This window comes from Pseudomonas sp. F-14 TE3482, assembly GCF_053629455.1.
Map to the genome: position 1 here is coordinate 5,823,863 of NZ_JBRJII010000001.1, position 21,916 is coordinate 5,845,778.

Genomic DNA, 21,916 nt, shown 5'->3' on the forward strand with positions numbered 1-21,916 from the left:
GCTGATGTTGAAGAGAGAACTGCACTGATGGCCCTGGCAATTTTTGATCTGGACGAAACCCTGATCCACGGCGACTGCGCCACCCTCTGGAGCGAGCAAATGGGTCGCCTGGGCTGGGTTGATCCCGAGTCGTTCATGCGTCAGAACAACGAACTGATGGACGCTTACAGCCACGGCAAGTTGCGGATGGAGGAGTACATGACCTTCAGTCTGGAACCGATGATCGGTCGCACGCCGCAAGAGGTCGAGCACTTGGTCGCGCCTTGGGTAGAAGACTTCATCGAGCCGATCATTTTCAGCGACGCCACCAAAGCCATCGCCGCCCACCGCAAGGCCGGCGACCGGATCCTGGTGATCTCGGCCTCGGGCACGCATTTGGTCAAGCCGATTGCTGACCGCTTGGGCATCGACGAGATTCTCGGCATCGAGCTGGAACTGTTGCATGGGGTGTACAGCGGCCACACCGTTGGCACCCTGACCTACCGCGAAGGCAAGATCACCCGGTTGCTGGAATGGCTCGATGCCGAAGAGGAAAACCTGGAAGGCGCGAGTTTCTATTCCGACTCACGCAACGATTTGCCGCTGCTGCTGAAGGTGGATTTCCCACACGTGGTGAATCCGGATCCGGTCCTGCTTGAGCACGCCGAAAAGGCCGGTTGGCCGATCCATATCTGGAAGTAGTCCAAATCCTGTGGGAGCGGGCTTGCCCGCGATTCAGGCGACGCGGTGTGTCTTTCATACCGCGTCATCGTTCATCGCGGGCAAGCCACGCTCCCACAGGTGAGTGTCAAACCAGGCTTTCGTCAATCACCAGCACCAGCTTCCCCGACACCTTATTAGTCGCCAGTTCCGCAAATGCCGCTTCGGCATCCTTGATCGCAAATGTCCTGGCCAGTTGCGGGCTCAAACGCCCTTCGGCAAACAGCGGCCAGACATGCTGGCCGAGATCGCTGAACAAATCGGCCTTGAACTGCTCATCGCGGTTGCGCAAGGTTGAACCCAGCAGTTGCACCCGCTTGGCCAGTACCTGCGCCAGATCCAGCTGCGCCTCGCGACCGCCCATCAAACCGATCAGCACCCAACGACCATCGCGAGCCAGCAGCTTGAGGTTCAACGCCGCGTAGTTGCCACCCACCGGGTCGAGGATCACGTCGAACGGCGCAAGATCATTCAAGCTGTCCAGATCGCCGTTGCGCACCACTCCACCCTGTGCGCCCAACGCTTCACAGTAGGCCAGACGCTCGGCGGAACCGACGCTGACCCAGCACGGGTTACCAAACGCCTTGCACAGCTGAATGGCAGCTGAACCGATTCCACTGGCCCCGGCGTGCAGGAGAACTTTCTCACCCGGTTTGAGCGCAGCCAGTTGAAACAAATTCAGCCAAACGGTTGCATACACTTCCGGCAACGCGGCCGCCTCGGCCAGGGACAAACCTTCGGGAACCGGCAACACATGCCGTCCGTCGACAACTACCTCTTCGGCCATCCCACCCCCGGCCAGCAAGGCGCAAACCCGATCACCGACCTGCCAGGAAGAGCCCGGACCGACCTCGCTGATCACCCCCGAACACTCAAGACCCAGTACTTGACTGGCCCCCGGCGGGGGCGGATATAGTCCCGCCTTCTGTAACAAATCGGCGCGATTAAGTCCTGCTGCCGACACCCGGATGCGAACTTGTCCTACATCGCACGTAGGACTCGGCTCTTCAACCCACTCCACTCGCCCCTCAACGCCTTGCAATGCTTTCACAGTGCCTCCATAGTGAGTCTGGACTGAGCCCGAAGCTGTAGCGCCGGGCTTTTTGCATTATGCGACCGGTCCTTGTGGATCCGGCGACTTCAAAGACGGCCTAATATGCGTTATCAATTGTCCCCGCGTCGAATCAGCATGAAGCATCTGCTCCCCAGCACCGCCCTCGCTCTTGTCATTGGTCTCGGTCTTTTGCCGATGTCGAGCAATTCGTTCGCAGCCAACAGCTGGGACAAGCTTCAGCCCGATCGTGACGAAGTAATCGCCAGTCTGAACGTCGTCGAATTGCTCAAGCGTCACCATTACAGCAAACCACCGCTCGACGATGCACGCTCCGTGATCATCTACGACAGCTATATCAAGCTGCTGGATCCATCGCGTAGCTATTTCATGGCCAGCGATATTGCCGAATTCGACAAATGGAAAACCCAGTTTGACGACTTCCTCAAAAGCGGCGACCTGAACGCCGGGTTCACCATCTACAAGCGCTACCTGGACCGCGTCAAGGCGCGTCTGGACTTTGCCCTTGCCGAGCTGAACAAGGGCGTCGACAAGATCGACTTCACCGCCAAGGAAACCTTGCTGGTCGATCGCAAGGATGCCCCTTGGCTCAAGACCACCGCCGAGCTGGACGACCTGTGGCGCAAACGCGTCAAGGACGAAGTGCTGCGGATGAAGATCTCCGGCAAAGAGTCGAAGCAGATTCAGGAAACCCTGACCAAGCGTTACAAGAATCAGCTGTCGCGTCTGGACCAGACCCGTGCGGAAGACATCTTCCAGGCGTACATCAACACCTTCGCCATGTCCTACGACCCGCACACCAACTATCTGTCGCCGGATAACGCGGAAAACTTCGACATCAACATGAGCCTGTCCCTGGAGGGCATCGGCGCCGTGTTGCAGAGCGATAACGATCAAGTGAAAGTCGTACGCCTGGTGCCTGCCGGCCCGGCCGACAAGACCAAGCAGGTTGCACCGGCCGACAAGATCATCGGCGTGGCCCAGGGCAACAAGGAAATGGTCGACGTAGTCGGCTGGCGCCTGGACGAAGTGGTCAAGCTGATTCGGGGCCCCAAAGGCACCGTGGTGCGCCTGGAAGTGATTCCGGCCAGCAACGCGCCGAATGACCAGACCACCAAGATCGTGCCGATTACCCGCGAAGCGGTGAAGCTTGAAGATCAGGCGGTCAAGAAGTCAGTTCTCAACCTCAAGCAGGATGGCAAGGACTACAAACTCGGCGTCATCGAGATCCCGGCCTTCTACCTGGACTTCAAGGCCTTCCGTGCTGGCGATCCGGATTACAAGAGCACCACCCGCGACGTCAAGAAGCTGCTGACCGAGCTGCAGAAAGACAAGGTCGACGGCGTGGTCATCGACCTGCGCAACAACGGCGGCGGTTCCTTGCAGGAAGCCACCGAGCTGACCAGTCTGTTCATCGACAAAGGTCCGACCGTACTGGTGCGTAACGCCGATGGCCGGGTCGATGTGCTGGAAGATGAAAACCCGGGCGCGTTCTACAAAGGCCCGATGGTGTTGCTGGTCAACCGTTTGTCCGCCTCGGCTTCGGAGATTTTCGCCGGCGCCATGCAGGACTATCACCGCGCGCTGGTCATCGGCGGCCAGACCTTCGGCAAAGGCACCGTGCAGACCATTCAGCCGCTGAACCATGGCGAACTGAAACTGACCCTGGCCAAGTTCTACCGGGTTTCCGGCCAGAGCACCCAGCATCAGGGCGTGCTGCCGGACATCGATTACCCGTCGATCATCGACACCAAGGAAATCGGCGAAAGCGCCCTGCCGGAAGCCATGCCGTGGGACACCATCCGTGCGGCCATCAAGCCTGCGCTTGACCCGTTCAAACCGTACATCACGCAGCTCAAGTCCGAGCATGAGGTGCGCACGGCCAAGGACGCGGAGTTTGTGTTTATCCGCGACAAACTGGCCCTGGCGCAGAAGTTGATGAGCGAAAAAACCGTCAGCCTCAATGAAGCCGAACGTCGTGCACAACATGCCGATATCGAAGCCAAGCAACTGGCCATGGAAAACCTCCGTCGCAAGGCCAAGGGCGAAGAACCGCTCAAAGAGCTGAAGAAAGAAGACGAAGATGCCCTCGCGGGTGAGCCGGACAAGACCAAGCCAGAAGACGACGCTTATCTGAGCGAGACCGGGCGGATTCTGCTGGATTACTTGAAACTCAACACCGCGGTTGCCAAGCACTAAGTTGCTATAACCAAGATGATGGCAATTTAATGCTGACGCTCCCCGGATCGTCATCAAACAGACATCATTCTGTCGTGAAATAAAGGACTGGGTGCACCTTGCACCCGGTCCTTTTTTTATCGCCAGAGAATGCCATGACCACGACCGAACAGCTGAGTGCCTTGAGCTCGATACTGACTCAAAGCGGTTTGCACAGCCTGTTCCAGCCGATCATTTCTCTCTCTGAACGACGAATCATCGGTTACGAAGCTCTCAGCCGCGGCCCCTCCAACAGTCCGCTGCACTCCCCTGTTGCCCTGTTCGCGGTAGCTCGCCAGGCCGGTCGCCTCAGCGAACTGGAGATCGCTTGCCGTCAAAGTGCTTGCCGACGCTTCAATGAACAGCAACTGCCCGGCAAACTCTTCCTCAACGTATCCCCGGAATCCCTGCTCGAAGCCGCCCACCAACCCGGACGCACTTTGCAACTGTTGCAGGATTTCGGCATCCCACCGAGCCAGGTGGTGATCGAACTCACCGAACAGACCCCGACCGACGATTTCCAGCTGCTGCAAAACGCCCTGCATCACTATCGGGCAATGGGCTTTTCCATTGCACTGGATGATCTGGGTGCCGGTTATTCGAGCTTGCGCCTCTGGTCTGAATTGCGCCCGGATTACGTCAAGATCGATCGGCATTTTATCGACGGCATTCACCAGGACGCGCTCAAGCGTGAGTTCGTCGGTTCGATCCTGCAGATCGCCAAGGCTTCACGAGCAAAAGTGATCGCCGAAGGCATCGAATTGCCGGAAGAACTGGCGGTGTTGACCGAAATGGGCGTCGATCTGCTGCAAGGTTATCTGCTCTGCCGGCCCCAGGAGCATCCGCCCCGCGATGCCCGAACTTTCATACCCAAACCAAACAGCGTCGCCGCAATACTGAACGAAGAAGTCAGCGACCTTAGCGCCCTGCTCAACGACCAACCGGCGGTGACCAGTGACACCCCGACCGCCACCGTGCTGGAAGCCTTCCGCCGCCAGGCCAACCTGAACTCCCTGGCAGTGCTCGACAAACAGGGCCAGCCCTGTGGCATCGTCCACCGCCATTCGCTCTCGGACGCCTTGCTCAAGCCCTTTGCCACTGACCTGTTTGCCCGCAAGCCGATCAGTCGCTTGATGAGCGACGACTTCCTCGCTGTGGAGTTGAGCCAGTCGCTGCAACAGGTCAGCCGCTTGATCACCAGCCGCGCCCGCCAACGCATTGAAGAAGACTTCATCATCACCCTCAACGGCAGCTATTTGGGTCTGGGCCGAGTGATCGACGTGCTCAAGCTGATTACCGAACTGAAAATCCAGCAAGCCCGCTACGCCAACCCGCTGACCCTGCTGCCGGGCAACGTACCGATCCAGCAATGCCTGACACGGCTGCTGCAACAGGAACGGGAATCGGTGATCTGTTACGTCGACATCGACAGCTTCAAACCCTTCAACGACATCTACGGCTATGGTCGCGGGGATGAAGTCCTACTGTGTCTGGCGCAATGCCTGAACGACCGCATCGACCCATCCCGCGATTTCGTCGGCCATATCGGCGGCGACGACTTCCTGCTGGTCCTCGGCCCGGAAGACTGGCGCAAACGCCTGAACCAATTGCTGGACGACTTCCACAGCCAATGCCGACGCTTTTACCGCAGCGAACACCTGGAAGCCGGTTGCTTCATCGCGCCTAACCGCCAAGGCGTAAGACAGGAATTTGCGCTGCTGTCCCTGTCCATCGGCGTGGTGCATTTGCATCCACAGGCCTGTGCACAGCTCGATGCGAGCCAATTGGCGGAAATGGCATCACAGGCCAAGCATCACGCGAAGAATGTGCCGGGGTATAGCGTGCATGTGATTGATAGCCTGGCGGTGCCAGCAGTCGAGGAAGCGTTGGTTGCCGGGCATCGGTGATTGCCGCTCAAAAAAGATCGCAGCCTTCGGCAGCTCCTACAGGATGTACGCCATTCAATGTAGGAGCTGCCGAAGGCTGCGATCTTTTGATCTTGCTCTTGTGGCAAGGGCCGGCAAGTTAAGACGCAGAACCTGTGGGAGCGTGGCTTGCCCGCGAAGAACGATAACGCGTACTACCTGAAGAACCGCGGTGCAATCTTCGCGGGCAAGCCCCCTCACCACAAAACCGTTCGGCGCTACTCCGAAGACCGCGCCCGCAACCGCCGCCCAATTACATCCAGCACATCGCAGCCATCGCGCAGCGGAATGGCGCAGAGCAAGGCAAAATCACTGAGAATCATCGAATCGCACTCGACTGAACCACGCATGGACAGGTTCTCAAGCACTTGGGTGACAGCACGGATTCGATAGCTGGCGGCTTCAGTCAGAATGTCCAGCGGTGCGTGGGTGTCGACAAACAGGGTGGGCATGTCGGTGCAGTTGCTGGTGAGAGCCATGAAGCGGTTTTTGGGGTGGGGGATTGGTTTTTCGTAGGGTGGATCAGGATGAAGTGTTGGCATTTGAGACCTTCCGATGAAAATGGGAGCTGCCAAAAGCCTTCCTACAGGCTTGGGTGGCAGCTATACGCGGGGTAGGAATACCGAGCATCGGAAACTCGACCACGCCGAAGCGTGCCCGCGCATAGCCGCCGCGACAGATATTACGGACGCACATTGACGGCCGCAAATCTGACTTCGATTGCTAACGCATTACCGATGCTTAAAGGGTTCCTACACCCCCTCACTGATATTCAGTGACCACCAAAGCCTACCGATCGAACTCACTGCGCACCAGTTCACGAAAACCGCCACAACTTGAAGGAAACTTCCGAAGACCTTGCCCAGAAATTTCGCTCAAAAAAGCAAACGTGGCGGAAGGCTTCGCTGAAGCTTGGCTTGATTTCTCCACCGTGGGTTAACCGCTTTCGACCCATGGCTGCCGGTGGCGACAGGCAGAAATCGGCCAGAAGCGGACGTCACCCCACCGTTGCCCATGGATCGCTTGAAGAAGGCAGGCGATGACCTCAACTCTTCGCTTCAATATTTTTGACGATTTCGTCAATGCTGTTTCCAGTGATTAAGTTGTCTCGCCGCCAGTCCCCTCCGTTTTTGGACTTTTGGACATAAAGATTCCCTTCAACATTGCAAATCCTGTACGAAGTGCTACCCCTAAGTACTGGTTGCCCTCCGATTACCGACCAGTCAGGAATACCAAATTTAATATTATTGAGTTGAGTATAAAAGGCAGAGGCTGACGGATATCTTCTGGCTGGATCGATATGGGTTGCCTTTCTTATAACTCTTCTGAGATTTTCAGGCACCCAGGAAGGAAGTGAAGAAACATCTAAAATCTTCCCCCTTTGAATCTTCCGTCGAATACATGCATCAATAAAAATGGCTTTGTCAGGTCTGGATGATAGACGATCGTGCTCGCGTTTTTCAGCGGTGTTCAGCCACGCCATCTCCTCATAAGGTAAGTAGCCGCCCAAAAGCTGATAAAGTATCATCCCGCACTGATATATATCACCTTGAAATCCATAGGAGTCCGAATCAATCGATTCAGGTGGTCTGTAAAGAACAGCATGACTGGAGGCGGGGATCGACTCGCATCCTTCCGGTATATATTTGATAGAGCCAAAATCGCCGATTATTGCTCTTCCGTCCTCACCAACGTAAATGTTGGACGGTTTCAAATCTCTGTGTAGATAGCGGCGCTGGTGTAAATGAACAACGCCACTCAAAATCTGCTTGGTGCGCTCAACAGCAAGCAAGTTGCCGTGCTCCGTCTTTTCAAGCGCATCGTCAAGATCGCCAGTTGAGCATCGGGGGGTCACAAAATAGGCCCACTCCCCATCTAGCAACCCTGCATTCTTGACTTGAAGGATATTGGGGGCTTCGATCGCCGCTAGAGTACTAGGCTCTGCGTGGTATTTCGCGTTGCCGCCCCAATAATAGAATTTTACAGCAACCTCGTTTTTCAAGATCCTATTTTCACCGAAAAAAAGATAACCGTTTCCACCTTTGGTTATCTCTCGGGTGAACCTAATATCCTTGCTTAAAATCTTGAGTTGCGCCTTTATCTTCGGAGGGACACTAACGTTATCAATAAGGATCTCACTCATGCCACTAGCTTACGGATAAATAGCGCGGCAGATTTGAATGCATCCTCTTGATATTTTTTAAGGTTCGTAGGCAGCTCAAACGGTTTTTTCCTTTCGGCAGCAGCTATTCCCTGGCCTGTCTCAAATGCCACCTTAGAGACCCCATTAAGCTGAATAAGCGCCTCCATTTTGAATGAGATTGCACCACCTGCCATTTGTCCCTTCTGGGCACGCTTCTTAATCACTGCTAGGTCAACGTCGTGCTGCCTAGCAAAGTTTTCGAATGTTTCAAAAAAGGACTTAATGTGATCGTTGGACTCGTCATCCCCTAGCATAATTTTGCGAGGCTCGATATCAAGATGCACATATCCAGAGTCTGTTTTTTCCAACAGGACAATAATAGCCTCGGAACCCTTCAGTTCTACACCACAGATCTTATTCATGAAATTCCTTTTTTAAAGCTTAGGACTGCTGCCGATTACATTTATAAAAGCTACACAGCCAAAAAGCTAGCACATGGCCACCGAGAGGTCTACGCAACTTTTGTCCGGTTTTCGCCGCACCCTCCGGCAGTTTTAGAACCAACAACCGCTGGCCGGACAGGTCGCTATCGGCCCAGAGTGTGTAAAAACGCTTCGCCAAAATTGAAGTGTGCGCGTCTACGTTAAATCTGAAATTTATCGGCACGTCAGCAGATGTGGATTTCGCGTAGAAGCGCGATTTTCAGTCCAGATTTGAGTACCTGTCGCGCTCAAAAACGTTTTTTTACACACCCTCGGCCAAGAGCGGACGTTCAAAAGGGCAATAAAAGAAGTGGCTAATCATAAAGCAGTATACGTCTCCTCAAAGCTCTTGAGGGCTTGGGCAACCTTGAATCGCAGCATCAATGAGGCGGATAGCTTGACCATCGAATCAAAGAGCGAGTGTCCCGCTGGGATTGTGCACTCACCCAAGCATACGTCTTTCGGTGAAGCAGTCTCATATGCATAAACTGTGTAGAAAACCTTTTCCCTCTCCCGATTTAGGCCAACAGTTATGTATCTTGCCGGCTTGGGCAAGTTCGGTTGCTCATAAATTGAAAAACGCATTTCATCATCAAAAGGGATGAACAACGCAGTAGCTGACATAACGAACAGACTTGCTACATCCATTGCCTCTTCTACTTCAGGGAGACTCGGTGCCTGATATTCATGCTCAAGTAAATTACGCATGCTGACGGTTTTCCGAAGCAGGCTTGGAGCAAAAAGTCCCATCGCACGCAACTTTTCAACCTTGCGTGGAACATTCCATCTGAATGAATCGAATCCGAATGAGATCAACAATTGATCCATCTGGCTAACTATTGCACGCTTTGAGTTCGTCGCCGCGTTCACTAGCGCAGAAAGCCCACCACGCTCATAGTCGTCTTCTGCAAGAAGCAAAAATTCAAAGGGAGAGGTATTGAGCTCAATCAGATGAAATCCCCCACCCTCTAATGATACTTCCGCGCGACTAATATCGATATCATGAGCAATACAAAATGCCTTGATTTCCATAAGATTTTCGACCCTCGACCCTCAGATGTATCTGGACAATCAGAAAAAATTAAATAGTTTCTGGCTAGGACAGTGCCTTGATCACCTGCAAGGACATGGCCTGTTGGCGCTTCGCTGTGGGCCGCTTCGTCGGTAATGTGATATTTAAATTATCGCTTTGATTGCTTTGGCAAAGGCCTCTGGGCTGGGTTCCTTTAGCACCTGAAGTGAAATCCCCAGTTGACTACAAACTTTATGTGCCTGAGTACGTTCTGCTGATAGAAACGCGGCAATATTTTCGATATCCGCATCTCTGCCATCGCGCTCGCGAATACGGCCGGCAATTATCTCAGGTGAGGCCTCCAGCAGCACCACACCTTTTAGATTCAGCGTTTTAAATACATCTGCTCCCAACGGCGAAAACTCACCTTGACTATTCAATAATATGAAGTGCCCATCCAGCAGAAGATGCGTGCCACCTGAGTTATGCCTCGCGACTGCTTCTGCGAGCGCGACCTGGTTTGCATCCACATCGCTGACTCGCTTGTCGGCTTCCCAATTAGGGAGAGCGCGCTCCTCCTTAATCAGTTTGCTCGCTGACGTATGTGTGAGCCCCAGGCGTGCGGAAATTCGGGAAGCTAAATAAGTCTTCCCGACGCCATGCACACCGGCGATAAAAATGTTCATGTAGGCTTCTCCGATGGAAACATTGCACGTAGAACGCGTGGGAAGTCGTTAGGGTCAATGTAAAGAAATGATTGAGGGGGAGTGAAGTTGGGGAAAAGAATTTTAGGATCTATTTGCACCTCGGCGACCTTTACGCGGTTGATCATCACCCCAAACGCGGTTTTCTTGCCTTTCACATACGACTTCAGCTCTTCATAGGTCACGCCGCCGCCGTTGGCGTCGGCCAAGGTCCACAGGGTCTCAAAATCGCACTCTTCAACCCGATTCACAAAGGCGACGCCCACAAGTCTCTGAACCGGCGCCGACGAATACAGCACCATGACGCCGATGTCGGTTGCCGGCCAGCTGCGACGCAATTCAACGCGCTTCGTTCCTGCACAGATCAGATCTGCATACCTAGGTTTGATCGACAGCAGAACTGCCCTACCGCTCGGTTGCTCGGATGATTCGGGAAAAAGACTCATTAGAAATTTTCGTAATGGATTGAATTGGCCCCTTAATCACTCGAAGACGCTTCAGCGTTGCGTACCCGAGTGGGGGATCGAAGTGGCAGATTAGCCGGAAGAGCATCACCTTTGTTTCGGATTGCGCCATTTCCTCTATTTGCTCATCGGAGTAGACGGTTCTACGGCTTACAATTTCCGCGATTTCTTCAGCTGATTCGGACCACTCATAACGTTCAACCACGCCGAGCGACGTTATCGCACGCATATCGCGACTTCTGTAGAAAAGGACGATGTCGCCGGAACGTGGTTGTCTACTTGGGGCGTGACATAGATAAGCGAGTTTGATGGCATTGCCTACATGGCGACGAGGATGATCATCAGGAAGTCCTTGTCCTGGATCTTGATAATCAGGGAACAAAATTTCATGAAACGCGGGCACGATTGGCACTAGAAATTTTTGAACGTCATCACCGCTTAGGTAATGTGGATAATAACGACGGACGTATTCGAATGGCCCCATGAGTAATGCAGGAGGCTCTATCGGATGAGCCTTGAAGTAGACAGCGTCGCCTCGATACTCGCCTGCGTATTTGAACCCATAGTCGTCGATCAAGGTGATCAGCTGCGTATGCCGCTGGTTATTGGCGTGAAGGAAAATTGATTCGCAATGGTGATTCGTTGCGTGCTGGAACGCCGCACGCAGGAAAAGCTCGCCTAGCTTGCGTCCACGTACGGTTTCGCCCACTTTGAACGTGCAGAGTTTAAGTGATTGGCCTGGGAGTACTTTCCCGTCATCCGTAATAGGCTCGTTCGTCTGAACTGCGTAAATACAAATGGCCGAAATTGTTGGCACCGGTCCGTCGCGGTATACCCAAGCGCGCCGGCCTTCCATGGCCTTGAGACGAAACCAGTCATCAAAGCCTGCATAGCCCGCTCGAATACTGTTAAAAAACGGTTCTGCAAGCTGGTGAGTTAATGTATGCAGCTCCACATCTTCAACGTTGGGAAGATGTACCTCTCCGAGCTCATGGAGTCGGCATAGCCAATCATTCGCTGTCTGGATGAAATACATGCGGGTGCTCAGCCCGCGCTCGCGCGCCTTGCGGTGCAAACCTTGGTCTTCTGTAACCAGCGCGTGTGTAGCGTTGCACTCCAGTGCGTAAAGAATCTCGTTGTCACACGCATCGTTTTCTGAAGTAAGAGCATTGTTCCATGGACACTGCGGGCCAGCTTGCAGCTCCGAGTACTGGCGGAGCCTTTGCAAGGTACGCCTGCGTCGGTCTTGATTGGTATCGCGTTGGATGTCTTCAACCGAAGCGGGATGGTAAAGCAACTGATGACCATGGACGTTACAGAGCCTGACGAAGTTTGTTAGGCTCGGCTGCAATACCACCATTGAGTCCTGCAGCGGTATCAGGATATTAGTATCCAATAGAAAGCGGAGACGGAGTGCCAAGGATCCCTCCAACCAGCGACGTTTATCCATAACATTGAATGCCCGACTTACGACACCGTGGCCTTCTACCGTATCTATCCCATGGACCTGCCATCGGATCGCTATTAGCTTGTCAGAGCGTAGCCTCTCTTTAGCAATCCACAATGCAGAATTTGAATAAGTTTCCTGTCATAAAAAGACCCTGCGATAATCACTTGGGTATTTTCTAGATATATTGCCGTATGCTTCCGGCCCGCTATTGGCCGAAAGCAGCTCGCCATGGAATTTATAATTGACCATCGTTAGGCCCCTCCACAACATTTACTTATCGAAGGACATCGAACTACTGCTCAGCATCGCCGCTCGCCAACTCTTTCAACTTGATCTCAGCCAGCGGATGCCCGGCCTTCGCCGCCATTTCCCACCAGCGAGCCGCTTCAGCCGGATCCGGCGCCTTGCTCGGCGTTCCGGCCAGGCTGATCACACCCACCTGATAGGCCGCCTTGCCATCCCCCGCCAACGCGGCCAGGCGCAGTAATCGCACACCCTCCTCGCGTGCCCCAAGACCGACGCCGCGAAAGGTCAGAATGTGGCCGTAGAAGCTCTGGGCGCCGACATCACCCAGGTTCGCCATACGCGCGAACTGGCCCTCGAGCCAATTCCAGCCTCGCGGCTGACGCACAAACCACGACCAGTGGAACAACCGGCGGGCCAGCCAGTAACTGGCCCGCGCCTTGAGTCGTAAAAACACTCAGGCTTCCGCCGACTCGGGGTACTCGTATTCGAACACCCGCACCACTTCCGAGGCATGCCAGGACGCGGCAGCCACGCCATCGGACGGGCCGGAAAAGCGCCCGAGGCGCTCGACACATTCGAAGAAGCCGGTGCGCGGCAAGCGACTGGCGCCCTGGCTGATCACCAACGAGCTGCGCAACGGCTGCTCGGCTCTGGCATCCAGCGCGGCCAGGTGCTCAAGGGCTGCGGTCAAGGTTTGCATGGCCGGCGTGGGTAGCTGCAAACGCTCCAGCAACGCCCGATAAGTCAAAAGATGGCGCTGACGACGCGCCTGATCCAGCTCCCCCAACAATCCGTCCCAATGTTGACGACTGATGCGTACGCTCACGATTCATCCCTCCATCCTGGCACCGTCAATTCCCAGGCGAGGCTGCGGCGAATAGCAGCGTCGGGTTGACGCTCACCACTTTCGATCAAGGCGAGATATGACGGGCTGATGCCTACCGTGCGGGCCAGCGCCTCAATGGCGATGCCCTTCCCTTCGCGCAAATTGCGTAGTTGATCCAGACCCGGAAGAATCTGGTCTGGTGCCGCCGCGGGAGGCACTGTGGCGTCACGCGGTGGTTGTTGCTTGATGCCTGCTGCTTTCAGTAGAGCCTGATACTGAGCCCATGGCAGAACCGCATATTCGGGTTCGCCTTCGCGTGTAATTATCTGAATATCCATGACTACCCCGTAGGACAACGACACTTAGCGAGTCGGCGCTTTTCCCTAGAAGTGTAATCCTAACAGCGGCCAAGGTCGCGGGGGTATGAATATGGATGATCCTGAATCGGTTCAGTTTTTTTTCGGGCCCTGAAGTTGCAGTTGTTCCGGGGTATCAGGCAGGCGCTCGACCACTGCGAGCTTTTCCGGCAACTGACGCTTGCGCCAGGCACGGAAGGCGTTGAGTTCGTCATCGAGGACTTTCATCAACCAGGCCAGCACGGCAATGTCGTCGAGCATGCCGAATACCGGGATGAAATCCGGGATGGCATCTACCGGGCTCAGGAAATACATCAGGCCAGCCACCACCGAGACCAGTGCTTTTGGGCTGATGGCCCGGTACTCACCACGCCAGTAGGCCAGGCAGAGTGCCTGCAACAAACGCAGATCATCTTTGAGTTTGCCCAGACGATTACCCTGGCTGGCACCTTTGCTGGCAACCGCGAACAGCAGGGTCGGCAAACGACCACGGGCGAGCAGGCGTCCAGCCAGAGGCAGGAAACGAGCAAAATTCCAGGGCGTTTTCATTTATTACTCCCACTGAAATGTTATCCACACAAATTGTGGATAACCTTGTGAACAGAGCTGCATTTCACCGCTGAAAGCCCCGTTTCATAAGGGCCTGACTCAGATCGGGCGTTTTTTACTCACATAAAAAAACCCAAGATTTCATTGACTTGGCGTTCTGGCCCGTCTAGCTCGAGCGCCCTCACTGGCTATGACTTCAGCGTACCGCATCCGTTCGCTTTGTTTACCTCCACTGAACGCCAGATGCAACAACGCCCCGCATAAGCGAGGCGTTGTTTTTAAAGCAGACGCGAATTACTTGGGGGCGTCTTGTTTTGCTGGATCCTTGATGGCCAGCAGCTCCAGGTCGAATACCAGCACCGAGTTGGCTGGAATCGCAGGGCTTGGGCTTTGGGCACCGTAAGCCAGTTCGCTAGGGATGTACAGTTTGTACTTCTCGCCAACGTGCATCAGTTGCAGGCCTTCGACCCAACCCGGAATCACACCGCTGACCGGCAGATCGATCGGGCTGCCGCGCTCGACGGAACTGTCGAAAACGGTGCCATTGGTCAGTTTACCGGTGTAGTGAACAGTCACTACGTCGGTCGGCTTAGGCTGAGCGCCATCGGCTTTCTTGACCACTTCGTATTGCAGGCCGGAAGCCGTGGTGGTGACACCCGCTTTCTTGCCGTTCTCTTCGAGGAATTTCTTGCCGGCGGCTGCCGACTCTTCGCTCATCTTGGTCAAACGCTCTTCAGCACGCTTTTGCAATGCAGCGAAGGCTTCAACCAACTCTTCATCTTTCAGCTTCTGTTCTTTCTTGCCGACGGCATCTTCGATGCCCTGGGCTACCGCTTTGGAATCCAGGTCATCCATGCCTTCCTGAGCCAGGCTTTTGCCCATGTTCAGGCCGATACCGTAGGAAGCTTTTTGCGCCGGGGTTTTCAGCTCTACGCTGGTTTGCGAATCACAACCCGCAAGTACCAGGCCAACCAGGGCCACCGCCGCCGCCAACCGATGCTGTTTCATGCTATTTCCTTGTTCATGCGCCTAAAGGGCAATCGAGTAAAGCCGCGAGCTTATCAGGCCGCCACGACCAATGGCTACCGGCATGAGAGCAGGAAACGTCTGATAAGTTCAGGTGTTTAAACGCATTTCGGCAATAGTTGGATGAAGCTTCTGTCATCTGCCTCCCACAGACTCGGGTGCCGGTTCCCACAGCCTCTGGCGTAATGGCCTCTTGCCGCACTTCGTAAGCTGAGGCATAAGAGAGCTACAAACTGACAAGGACGTTTATCGTGCGCTTCATATTCCGCTTGCTGATTCTGATCGCAGTATTGCTAGGGCTGGGCCTCGCCGTAGTGCTGTATTACGTCGCCAACCCGAAATTGCCGGCCTGGTCACCGGCGCAACAGGTAAATTACCTGGAGCAATGGAGCGCCGCCGACCGCCAGGCTTACTACTTCACGCCTCAGGGTACCCAGGTCAAAGGCTTGCGCTATGACTGGTTCAATGCCCTGGAACTGCCCTTCTCGCAAAAACGATTCGCCGCTCCTGAATACCTTGCACGCTTTGGTTTTCTGATCGACCCGAGCCAGAAAGCCACGCCGAACAACCCTGGTAACCTGCCCGTCGGTTTTGCCCGTCATCAAAACCCCGGCAGCCAGGACGAGTTTCTGGACATCACGTGCGCCGCCTGCCACACCGGTGAATTACGCTTCAATGGCCAGGCTGTGCGCATCGACGGCGGCTCGGCCCAGCATGTGTTGCCCTCCAGCGTCCCGACCCTGCGTGGCGGCAGTTTCGGCCAGGCACTGGTGGCCAGTCTCGCCTCGACTTACTACAACCCCTGGAAGTTCGAACGTTTCGCCCGCAACGTTCTGGGTCAGGACTACGACGCACGGCATCAACAACTACGCCAGGATTTTAAAGTCTCACTCGATACCTTCTTGAAAGTGGCCTGGAACGACACCCATCGAGGCCTTTACCCCACCGAAGAAGGTCCCGGCCGCACCGATGCTTTCGGGCGCATTGCCAACGCCAGCTTCGGCGACGCGATTTCACCCGCCAACTATCGGGTGGCCAACGCTCCGGTGGACTACCCGCAACTGTGGGACATGTGGACCTTCGACTGGGTGCAGTGGAACGGTTCGGCGCAGCAACCCATGGCCCGTAATATCGGTGAGGCCTTGGGTGTGGGCGCCACGCTGAATTTCTTCGACAGCAGCGGGCAGCCGCTCAAGGGCGACGACCGCTACCCGTCCAGCGTCCGGGTGCGCGATCTGCATCGGATCGAAGAAACCTTGCAGCGACTCAAACCGCCCGCCTGGCCGGAAGCCCTGTTGGGCAACATCGACAAGCCCCTGGCCGCAAAAGGCCGCGAACTGTTCGCTGAAAACTGCGCGGGGTGTCATGTCCCCCGCGTCACCCAAAGCGACGTCAGACCAGTGCAACATCTGAAATTGCTGCCTGTGGAGGTCATTGGCACAGATCCCGGCGCCGCCAACAACATTGCCGATCATCGCTTCGATCTGACGGCTTTACAGTGGGATCCGGCAGAGCTTGCGCAACTGGACATAAAACTGCATCCCAAACCCACAGAACCCTTGGATATGAGCCAATTGTCCGTGGCCAAGGGACTGGCTTACGTCACTGCTTTCGTGGGCAACCAGGCCTACCGCGAAGCCAAAGTGACACCCGCAGAGCGCCCGAACCTGGACGGATTCGGCCTGCCGATCGGCGTTCAGGAGTTGCGCAGCTACAAGGCCCGACCTTTGGCGGGCGTCTGGGCCACGCCGCCGTTTTTGCATAACGGTTCGGTACCGAGCATTTATCAACTGCTCTCGCCGCAAGATGAACGCGCCACCACGTTCTACAAGGGCACCTTCGAATACGACCCTAAACACTTGGGCTATCGCACCGAAGCCTTCACCAACGGTTTTGTCTTCGACACGCGCATTACCGGCAATCACAACAGCGGCCACGAGTTCCGCGCAGGTGAACGCGGTAACGGCGTCATTGGTCGCCTGCTGCAACCGGAGGAACGCTGGGCGCTGCTGGAATACCTGAAAGTATTGGGTGGCCCGATGGAGTCGCAATTGCCAGACCGCCGCCTCAGTCAAAAGGATTGATCCATGCTGATTACTCTCTGGTTGCGCCTGGGCGCCTTCCTCGGCAAAACCCTGCTGTGGTTGTTGGGTCTGGGCCTGCTCGGCTGGGCGCTGATCATGGCCTGGTCCGCCTGGCAGCATCGCGGCCCGGTATCGGCCGAAGAACTGATTCCGGACGGCGAAGCGGCAATGACCCAGGACATCATCCAGACGGCCGTGCGAATCGTCGATCAACACCGCGAAAGCACCCGCTACCTGCGCGATGCCCATGCCAAGGCCCATGGCTGCGTGAAGGCCGAGGTACAGGTGCTGCCGGATTTGACGGCGGAGTTACGTCAGGGCGTGTTCAGCGAACCGGGCAGAACCTGGCAAGCGACGATACGGCTGTCCAACGGCAATGCGTATCCGCAGTTCGACAGCATCCGCGATGCTCGGGGCATGGCGATCAAACTGCTCGATGTGCCTGGCAAACAGTTGCTGAGTGATCGACAAGGGCACAGCGAACAGGACTTCGTGATGTTCAACCATCCGAACTTCTTTGTCAGCGATGTCGCTGAGTATCGTCAGAATGTGGCTGCTCAGGCTGATGGCAAAAAGGCGATGGCGTTCTTCCCGGGCTGGGACCCGCGCACGTGGCAAGTTCGCCATCTGTTTATTGCGCTGGCGACGCTCTCCCCTGCCCCGGCAAGCCCGACGCAGACCACTTACTTTTCGGTTTCGCCGTACAAGTTCGGTGAGGCCAACGCCAAATTCCGCGTGATGCCTGACCCTGATAGCTGCCCGGCCTACGCGCTGGCCGCGCAAAATCAAAACCTGCCGAACTTCCTGCGCAGTGCGCTGAATCAGCAGCTGGCGACCGATCGGGTGCCGGCCTGTTTCGTTTTACAGATCCAGCGTCAGGATGCGGGCAAGTACATGCCGATTGAAGATACCAGTATCGAGTGGAGCGAAAGCGACGCGCCCTTTGAAACCGTGGCCCGGATCAAACTGCCTGCCCAGGATTTCGACACCCCGGCGCTGAACCTGCAATGCGACAACCTGTCGTTCAACCCATGGTTCGGGCTTGAAGCCCATAGGCCGATTGGCGGGATCAACCGGTTGCGCAAAGCGGTGTATGAGGCCGTCAGCGACTACCGGCACAGCCGTAACGCCGAACAATAGGCAAGACAGAAACGAAAAAAGCGACCCGAGCAGGTCAATGCCTGTCAGTTCAGGTGCACAACTTGTGGGAGCGAGCCTGCTCGCGATGACGGCGGTACATTTAGCATCAATGTTGGCTGACCCGCCGCTATCGCGAGCAGGCTCGCTCCCACAGGGGCTGCGGTGTTCAAGTCCTAACTGACGGGCGCTGCCCGAACAGGTCGCTTTTTCAGTGAATCCGCTACAAAGCCAAATCCCAGACAGCAAAAAGCCCGCATTAAGCGGGCTTTCTGTGGTGATCTGGCGTTCAGTGTTCCAGATACCGAATATGGCGCAGCGGACGGGACTCGAACCCGCGACCCCCGGCGTGACAGGCCGGTATTCTAACCGACTGAACTACCGCTGCGCGTAGCGTTGAAAGTAAGTGGTGGGTGATGACGGGATCGAACCGCCGACATTCTGCTTGTAAGGCAGACGCTCTCCCAGCTGAGCTAATCACCCTTTACCTTCGTTGCGGGGCGCATTGTGCCACAGATTTTCATAAAGTGTTGATTTAATTGATAAAAAATCAAAAAAAACTGAAAACCGGTAAAACGACACACCCTGCAGGAACTTCAGACAGAAAAAAACCCGCGTTAGCGGGTTTTTCCGTGGTGACCTGGCGTTCAGCGTTCCAGGTTACCGAATATGGCGCAGCGGACGGGACTCGAACCCGCGACCCCCGGCGTGACAGGCCGGTATTCTAACCGACTGAACTACCGCTGCGCGTAACACTAAAGCGAATGGTGGGTGATGACGGGATCGAACCGCCGACATTCTGCTTGTAAGGCAGACGCTCTCCCAGCTGAGCTAATCACCCTTCACTTTCGGTGTGGCGCGCATTCTACGGAGCGACCCAACCTCTGGCAAGCACTTTTTTAATTAATTTTCTCAGGCCTTCCAAAGGCTTAGAGAAGGGTTGGCCTATGGCACACGGAGGACAATAATGCCCCCCTTTGTATAAAGGAGAGACTCACCCCATGTGGTTCAAAAACCTGCTTATCTATCGCCTGACCCAAGATCTGCCTTTTGATGCCGAGGCGTTGGAAACTGCACTGGCCACCAAACTGGCGCGTCCATGTGCAAGCCAGGAGTTGACCACCTACGGTTTCGTCGCGCCATTCGGCAAGGGCGAAGACGCGCCGCTGGTGCACATCAGCGGCGACTTCTTGCTGATCGCCGCCCGTAAGGAAGAACGCATTCTGCCGGGCAGCGTCGTGCGTGATGCGGTGAAGGAAAAGGTCGAAGAGATCGAAGCCGAACAAATGCGCAAGGTCTACAAAAAGGAACGCGATCAGATCAAGGATGAAATCATCCAGGCCTTCCTGCCCCGCGCCTTTATCCGCCGCTCGTCGACCTTCGCCGCCATCGCGCCGAAACAGGGCCTGATCCTGGTTAACTCGGCCAGTCCGAAACGTGCCGAAGACCTGCTGTCTACCCTGCGCGAAGTGATCGGCTCGCTGCCAGTGCGTCCGCTGACGGTGAAAATGTCGCCGACCGCCACCATGACCGAGTGGGTCACCACCCAGAAAGCGGCGAATGATTTCTTCGTGCTGGACGAGTGCGAACTGCGCGACACACACGAAGACGGCGGCATCGTGCGCTGCAAGCGTCAGGACCTGACCAGCGAAGAAATCCAGCTGCACCTGAGCACCGGCAAAGTGGTCACTCAACTGTCGCTGGCCTGGCAGGACAAACTGTCGTTCGTGCTTGACGACAAAATGGTGGTCAAGCGCCTGAAGTTCGAAGACCTGCTGCAAGATCAGGCAGAACAGGACGGTGGCGACGAAGCCCTGGGCCAACTGGACGCCAGCTTCACGCTAATGATGCTGACCTTCGGCGACTTCCTGCCGTCGATGGTTGAGGCGTTGGGTGGTGAAGAGATGCCGCAGGGCATCTAAAGACGTTTGATGCCTACTGTGGGAGCGAGCCTGCTCGCGATAGCGGAGTTTCAGTCAACATCATTGTTGAATGTCAGCCCCTCATCGCGAGCAGGCTCGCTCCCACATTGGTTTTGTGGTGCTACTTAAACAAGGATCAGGCCATGCGCGCACTGGCTGCATTGAGTCGTTTTGTCGGCAACACCTTCGCTTACTGGGTACTGATTTTCGCCGTCGTGGCGTTTGTGCAACCGACCTGGTTCATCGGCTTGAAAGGCGCCATCGTACCGCTGCTGGGTCTGGTGATGTTCGGCATGGGCCTGACCCTCAAGCTTGAAGACTTCGCCGAAGTCGCTCGCCATCCGTGGCGCGTGGCGCTGGGCGTGGTCGCTCATTTCGTGATCATGCCCGGTGTGGCGTGGTTACTCTGCCAGGTTTTCCACCTGCCGCCAGAGATCGCCGTCGGAGTGATTCTGGTCGGCTGCTGCCCAAGCGGCACCTCCTCGAACGTGATGACCTGGCTGGCGCGTGGCGATCTGGCGTTGTCGGTGGCCATTGCCGCCGTCACTACCCTCCTCGCTCCGCTGCTGACGCCAGCGCTGATCTGGCTACTGGCTTCGGCCTGGTTGCCGGTGTCGTTCATGGAGCTGTTCTGGTCGATCCTGCAAGTCGTGCTGCTGCCGATCGTGCTCGGCGTGGTTGCCCAGCGCGTACTCGGTGATCGGGTTCGTCACGCGGTAGACGTGTTGCCACTGGTGTCGGTGGTGAGCATCGTGATCATCGTCACTGCCGTGGTGGCTGCCAGCCAGGCGAAGATTGCCGAATCCGGCCTGCTGATCATGGCCGTGGTGATGTTGCACAACAGCTTCGGCTACTTGTTGGGTTACTTCACCGGGCGCCTGTTCAACCTGCCACTGGCCCAGCGCAAATCCCTGGCGCTGGAAGTCGGCATGCAGAACTCCGGCTTGGGCGCGGCCCTGGCCAGTGCGCACTTCTCGCCGCTGGCAGCGGTGCCAAGCGCGCTGTTCAGCGTCTGGCACAACATTTCCGGAGCACTGCTCTCGACGTATTTCCGTCGTATGAGCGAGAAGGAAGACCGGCAAATCGCTGCTCAGCAGGCGGCGGATTAAGCCGCAAACTTGATCCTCGGATTAATGATGGGCACTCTATTGCGCAACGCGGGGACGACCTCGCGGCTCGATCGAATCATTAATCCGGGGACGACCCCATCCATCGATGGAGGTCTCTGATGTCCTGGATCATTCTGTTTCTCGCCGGCCTGTTCGAAGTCGGCTGGGCCGTCGGCCTGAAATACACCGACGGTTTCAGCCGCCCTCTTCCTACCGCACTGACCATCGCGGCCATGGCGATCAGCCTTGGCCTGCTGGGCCTTGCCATGAAGGAATTGCCGCTGGGCACGGCCTATGCGATCTGGACTGGCGTGGGTGCGGTGGGCACGGTGATCGCCGGGATCATTCTGTTTGGTGAATCCATGGCGCTGTTTCGGCTGGCCAGTGTGGCGTTGATCATTGCCGGGTTGGTTGGGCTCAAGGTTAGCGCTTAGGCCTCTACTGTCTTCGCGGGCAAGCCTCGCTCCTACAGGGGTTGGTGGTGTGTCCTCAA

General features: G+C 55.9%; 21 protein-coding genes and 4 tRNA genes. 8 read left to right on the forward strand and 17 right to left on the reverse strand.

Annotated features, from left to right (window positions below; genetic code table 11):
* Positions 1–27: 27 nt before the first annotated feature.
* On the forward strand, positions 28–681 hold the full coding sequence (locus AB7M26_RS26370; RefSeq protein ID WP_123496224.1) for an HAD family hydrolase: 654 nt from the start codon (positions 28–30) through the stop codon (positions 679–681).
* Between the two features lie 106 nt (positions 682–787).
* Here AB7M26_RS26370 and AB7M26_RS26375 read toward each other — a convergent pair whose 3' ends face one another.
* A complete protein-coding gene (locus tag AB7M26_RS26375) occupies positions 788–1,750 on the reverse strand; it encodes a zinc-binding dehydrogenase (RefSeq protein ID WP_123496222.1) in 963 nt (320 codons plus the stop codon).
* 138 nt (positions 1,751–1,888) lie between these two features.
* Between AB7M26_RS26375 and AB7M26_RS26380 the strand changes: the two genes are divergently transcribed.
* Positions 1,889–3,970 (forward strand): carboxy terminal-processing peptidase, encoded by a 2,082-nt coding sequence (locus AB7M26_RS26380; protein WP_185022099.1) that lies wholly within the window; start codon positions 1,889–1,891, stop codon positions 3,968–3,970.
* 134 nt (positions 3,971–4,104) lie between these two features.
* A complete protein-coding gene (locus AB7M26_RS26385) occupies positions 4,105–5,895 on the forward strand; it encodes a bifunctional diguanylate cyclase/phosphodiesterase (RefSeq protein ID WP_429386863.1) in 1,791 nt (596 codons plus the stop codon).
* 236 nt (positions 5,896–6,131) lie between these two features.
* Here the strand turns inward: AB7M26_RS26385 and AB7M26_RS26390 are convergent, their stop codons facing one another.
* The 12 genes from AB7M26_RS26390 to AB7M26_RS26445 form a co-directional block, all read right to left on the reverse strand.
* Positions 6,132–6,455 carry a hypothetical protein gene (locus AB7M26_RS26390; RefSeq protein WP_007936167.1) on the reverse strand — a complete coding sequence of 108 codons (324 nt, stop codon included), beginning with the start codon at positions 6,453–6,455 and terminating at the stop codon, positions 6,132–6,134.
* Positions 6,456–6,958: 503 nt separating this feature from the next.
* Positions 6,959–8,056: a serine/threonine protein kinase gene (locus AB7M26_RS26395; protein ID WP_429386866.1), complete on the reverse strand. Its 1,098-nt coding sequence runs from the start codon at positions 8,054–8,056 to the stop codon at positions 6,959–6,961.
* On the reverse strand, positions 8,053–8,478 hold the full coding sequence (locus AB7M26_RS26400; protein WP_429386869.1) for a DUF3010 family protein: 426 nt from the start codon (positions 8,476–8,478) through the stop codon (positions 8,053–8,055). The genes AB7M26_RS26395 and AB7M26_RS26400 overlap by 4 nt, the downstream gene beginning before the upstream one ends.
* Positions 8,479–8,856: 378 nt before the next feature.
* Complete coding sequence (locus tag AB7M26_RS26405; RefSeq protein WP_429386872.1) at positions 8,857–9,570, reverse strand: hypothetical protein; 714 nt, start codon at positions 9,568–9,570, stop codon at positions 8,857–8,859.
* Between the two features lie 144 nt (positions 9,571–9,714).
* Positions 9,715–10,236, reverse strand: coding sequence for an ATP-binding protein (locus tag AB7M26_RS26410; RefSeq protein WP_429386875.1), 522 nt, complete (start codon positions 10,234–10,236; stop codon positions 9,715–9,717).
* The gene (locus tag AB7M26_RS26415; RefSeq protein ID WP_429386878.1) at positions 10,233–10,700 is read right to left on the reverse strand and encodes an ASCH domain-containing protein; all 468 of its coding nucleotides are present in this window, start codon (positions 10,698–10,700) and stop codon (positions 10,233–10,235) included. The genes AB7M26_RS26410 and AB7M26_RS26415 overlap by 4 nt, the downstream gene beginning before the upstream one ends.
* Entirely contained in the window at positions 10,660–12,168 is a 1,509-nt protein-coding gene (locus AB7M26_RS26420) for a PIN domain-containing protein (RefSeq protein WP_429386881.1), read from the reverse strand. The genes AB7M26_RS26415 and AB7M26_RS26420 overlap by 41 nt, the downstream gene beginning before the upstream one ends.
* A 292-nt stretch (positions 12,169–12,460) precedes the next feature.
* A complete protein-coding gene (locus tag AB7M26_RS26425; RefSeq protein ID WP_429386884.1) occupies positions 12,461–12,868 on the reverse strand; it encodes an SEL1-like repeat protein in 408 nt (135 codons plus the stop codon).
* Entirely contained in the window at positions 12,869–13,240 is a 372-nt protein-coding gene (locus tag AB7M26_RS26430; RefSeq protein WP_007898892.1) for a hypothetical protein, read from the reverse strand.
* A complete protein-coding gene (locus AB7M26_RS26435; RefSeq protein ID WP_030131674.1) occupies positions 13,237–13,578 on the reverse strand; it encodes a helix-turn-helix domain-containing protein in 342 nt (113 codons plus the stop codon). Before AB7M26_RS26435 ends, AB7M26_RS26430 begins: the two co-directional genes overlap by 4 nt.
* A 111-nt stretch (positions 13,579–13,689) precedes the next feature.
* Positions 13,690–14,145: a YkvA family protein gene (locus tag AB7M26_RS26440; protein ID WP_007898895.1), complete on the reverse strand. Its 456-nt coding sequence runs from the start codon at positions 14,143–14,145 to the stop codon at positions 13,690–13,692.
* Between the two features lie 294 nt (positions 14,146–14,439).
* A complete protein-coding gene (locus AB7M26_RS26445) occupies positions 14,440–15,153 on the reverse strand; it encodes an FKBP-type peptidyl-prolyl cis-trans isomerase (protein WP_192345785.1) in 714 nt (237 codons plus the stop codon).
* Between the two features lie 269 nt (positions 15,154–15,422).
* Here AB7M26_RS26445 and AB7M26_RS26450 point away from each other — a divergent pair, with 269 nt between their 5' ends.
* A complete protein-coding gene (locus AB7M26_RS26450) occupies positions 15,423–17,255 on the forward strand; it encodes a di-heme-cytochrome C peroxidase (RefSeq protein ID WP_429386889.1) in 1,833 nt (610 codons plus the stop codon).
* Positions 17,256–17,258: 3 nt separating this feature from the next.
* The gene (locus tag AB7M26_RS26455; RefSeq protein ID WP_429441058.1) at positions 17,259–18,395 is read left to right on the forward strand and encodes a catalase family protein; all 1,137 of its coding nucleotides are present in this window, start codon (positions 17,259–17,261) and stop codon (positions 18,393–18,395) included.
* A gap of 308 nt (positions 18,396–18,703) precedes the next feature.
* Here AB7M26_RS26455 and AB7M26_RS26460 read toward each other — a convergent pair.
* The 4 genes from AB7M26_RS26460 to AB7M26_RS26475 all read right to left on the reverse strand — a co-directional run bounded on the left by AB7M26_RS26460 (position 18,704) and on the right by AB7M26_RS26475 (position 19,233).
* Positions 18,704–18,780: transfer RNA gene (locus AB7M26_RS26460), tRNA-Asp, on the reverse strand.
* Between the two features lie 19 nt (positions 18,781–18,799).
* Positions 18,800–18,875 (reverse strand) — tRNA-Val (locus tag AB7M26_RS26465).
* A gap of 187 nt (positions 18,876–19,062) precedes the next feature.
* A tRNA-Asp gene (locus AB7M26_RS26470) sits at positions 19,063–19,139 on the reverse strand.
* Positions 19,140–19,157: 18 nt separating this feature from the next.
* Positions 19,158–19,233, reverse strand: a tRNA-Val gene (locus AB7M26_RS26475).
* A gap of 160 nt (positions 19,234–19,393) precedes the next feature.
* On the opposite strand from AB7M26_RS26475, the gene rdgC reads away from it, so the two are divergent.
* The 3 genes from rdgC (at position 19,394) to sugE (ending at position 21,857) form a co-directional block, all read left to right on the forward strand.
* Entirely contained in the window at positions 19,394–20,314 is a 921-nt protein-coding gene (rdgC, locus tag AB7M26_RS26480; RefSeq protein WP_123496202.1) for a recombination-associated protein RdgC, read from the forward strand.
* Between the two features lie 143 nt (positions 20,315–20,457).
* Positions 20,458–21,423, forward strand: coding sequence for a bile acid:sodium symporter family protein (locus AB7M26_RS26485; RefSeq protein ID WP_007898902.1), 966 nt, complete (start codon positions 20,458–20,460; stop codon positions 21,421–21,423).
* A 119-nt stretch (positions 21,424–21,542) separates the two neighbouring features.
* Positions 21,543–21,857 carry a quaternary ammonium compound efflux SMR transporter SugE gene (gene sugE / locus AB7M26_RS26490; protein ID WP_008071553.1) on the forward strand — a complete coding sequence of 105 codons (315 nt, stop codon included), beginning with the start codon at positions 21,543–21,545 and terminating at the stop codon, positions 21,855–21,857.
* Positions 21,858–21,916 lie beyond the last annotated feature (59 nt).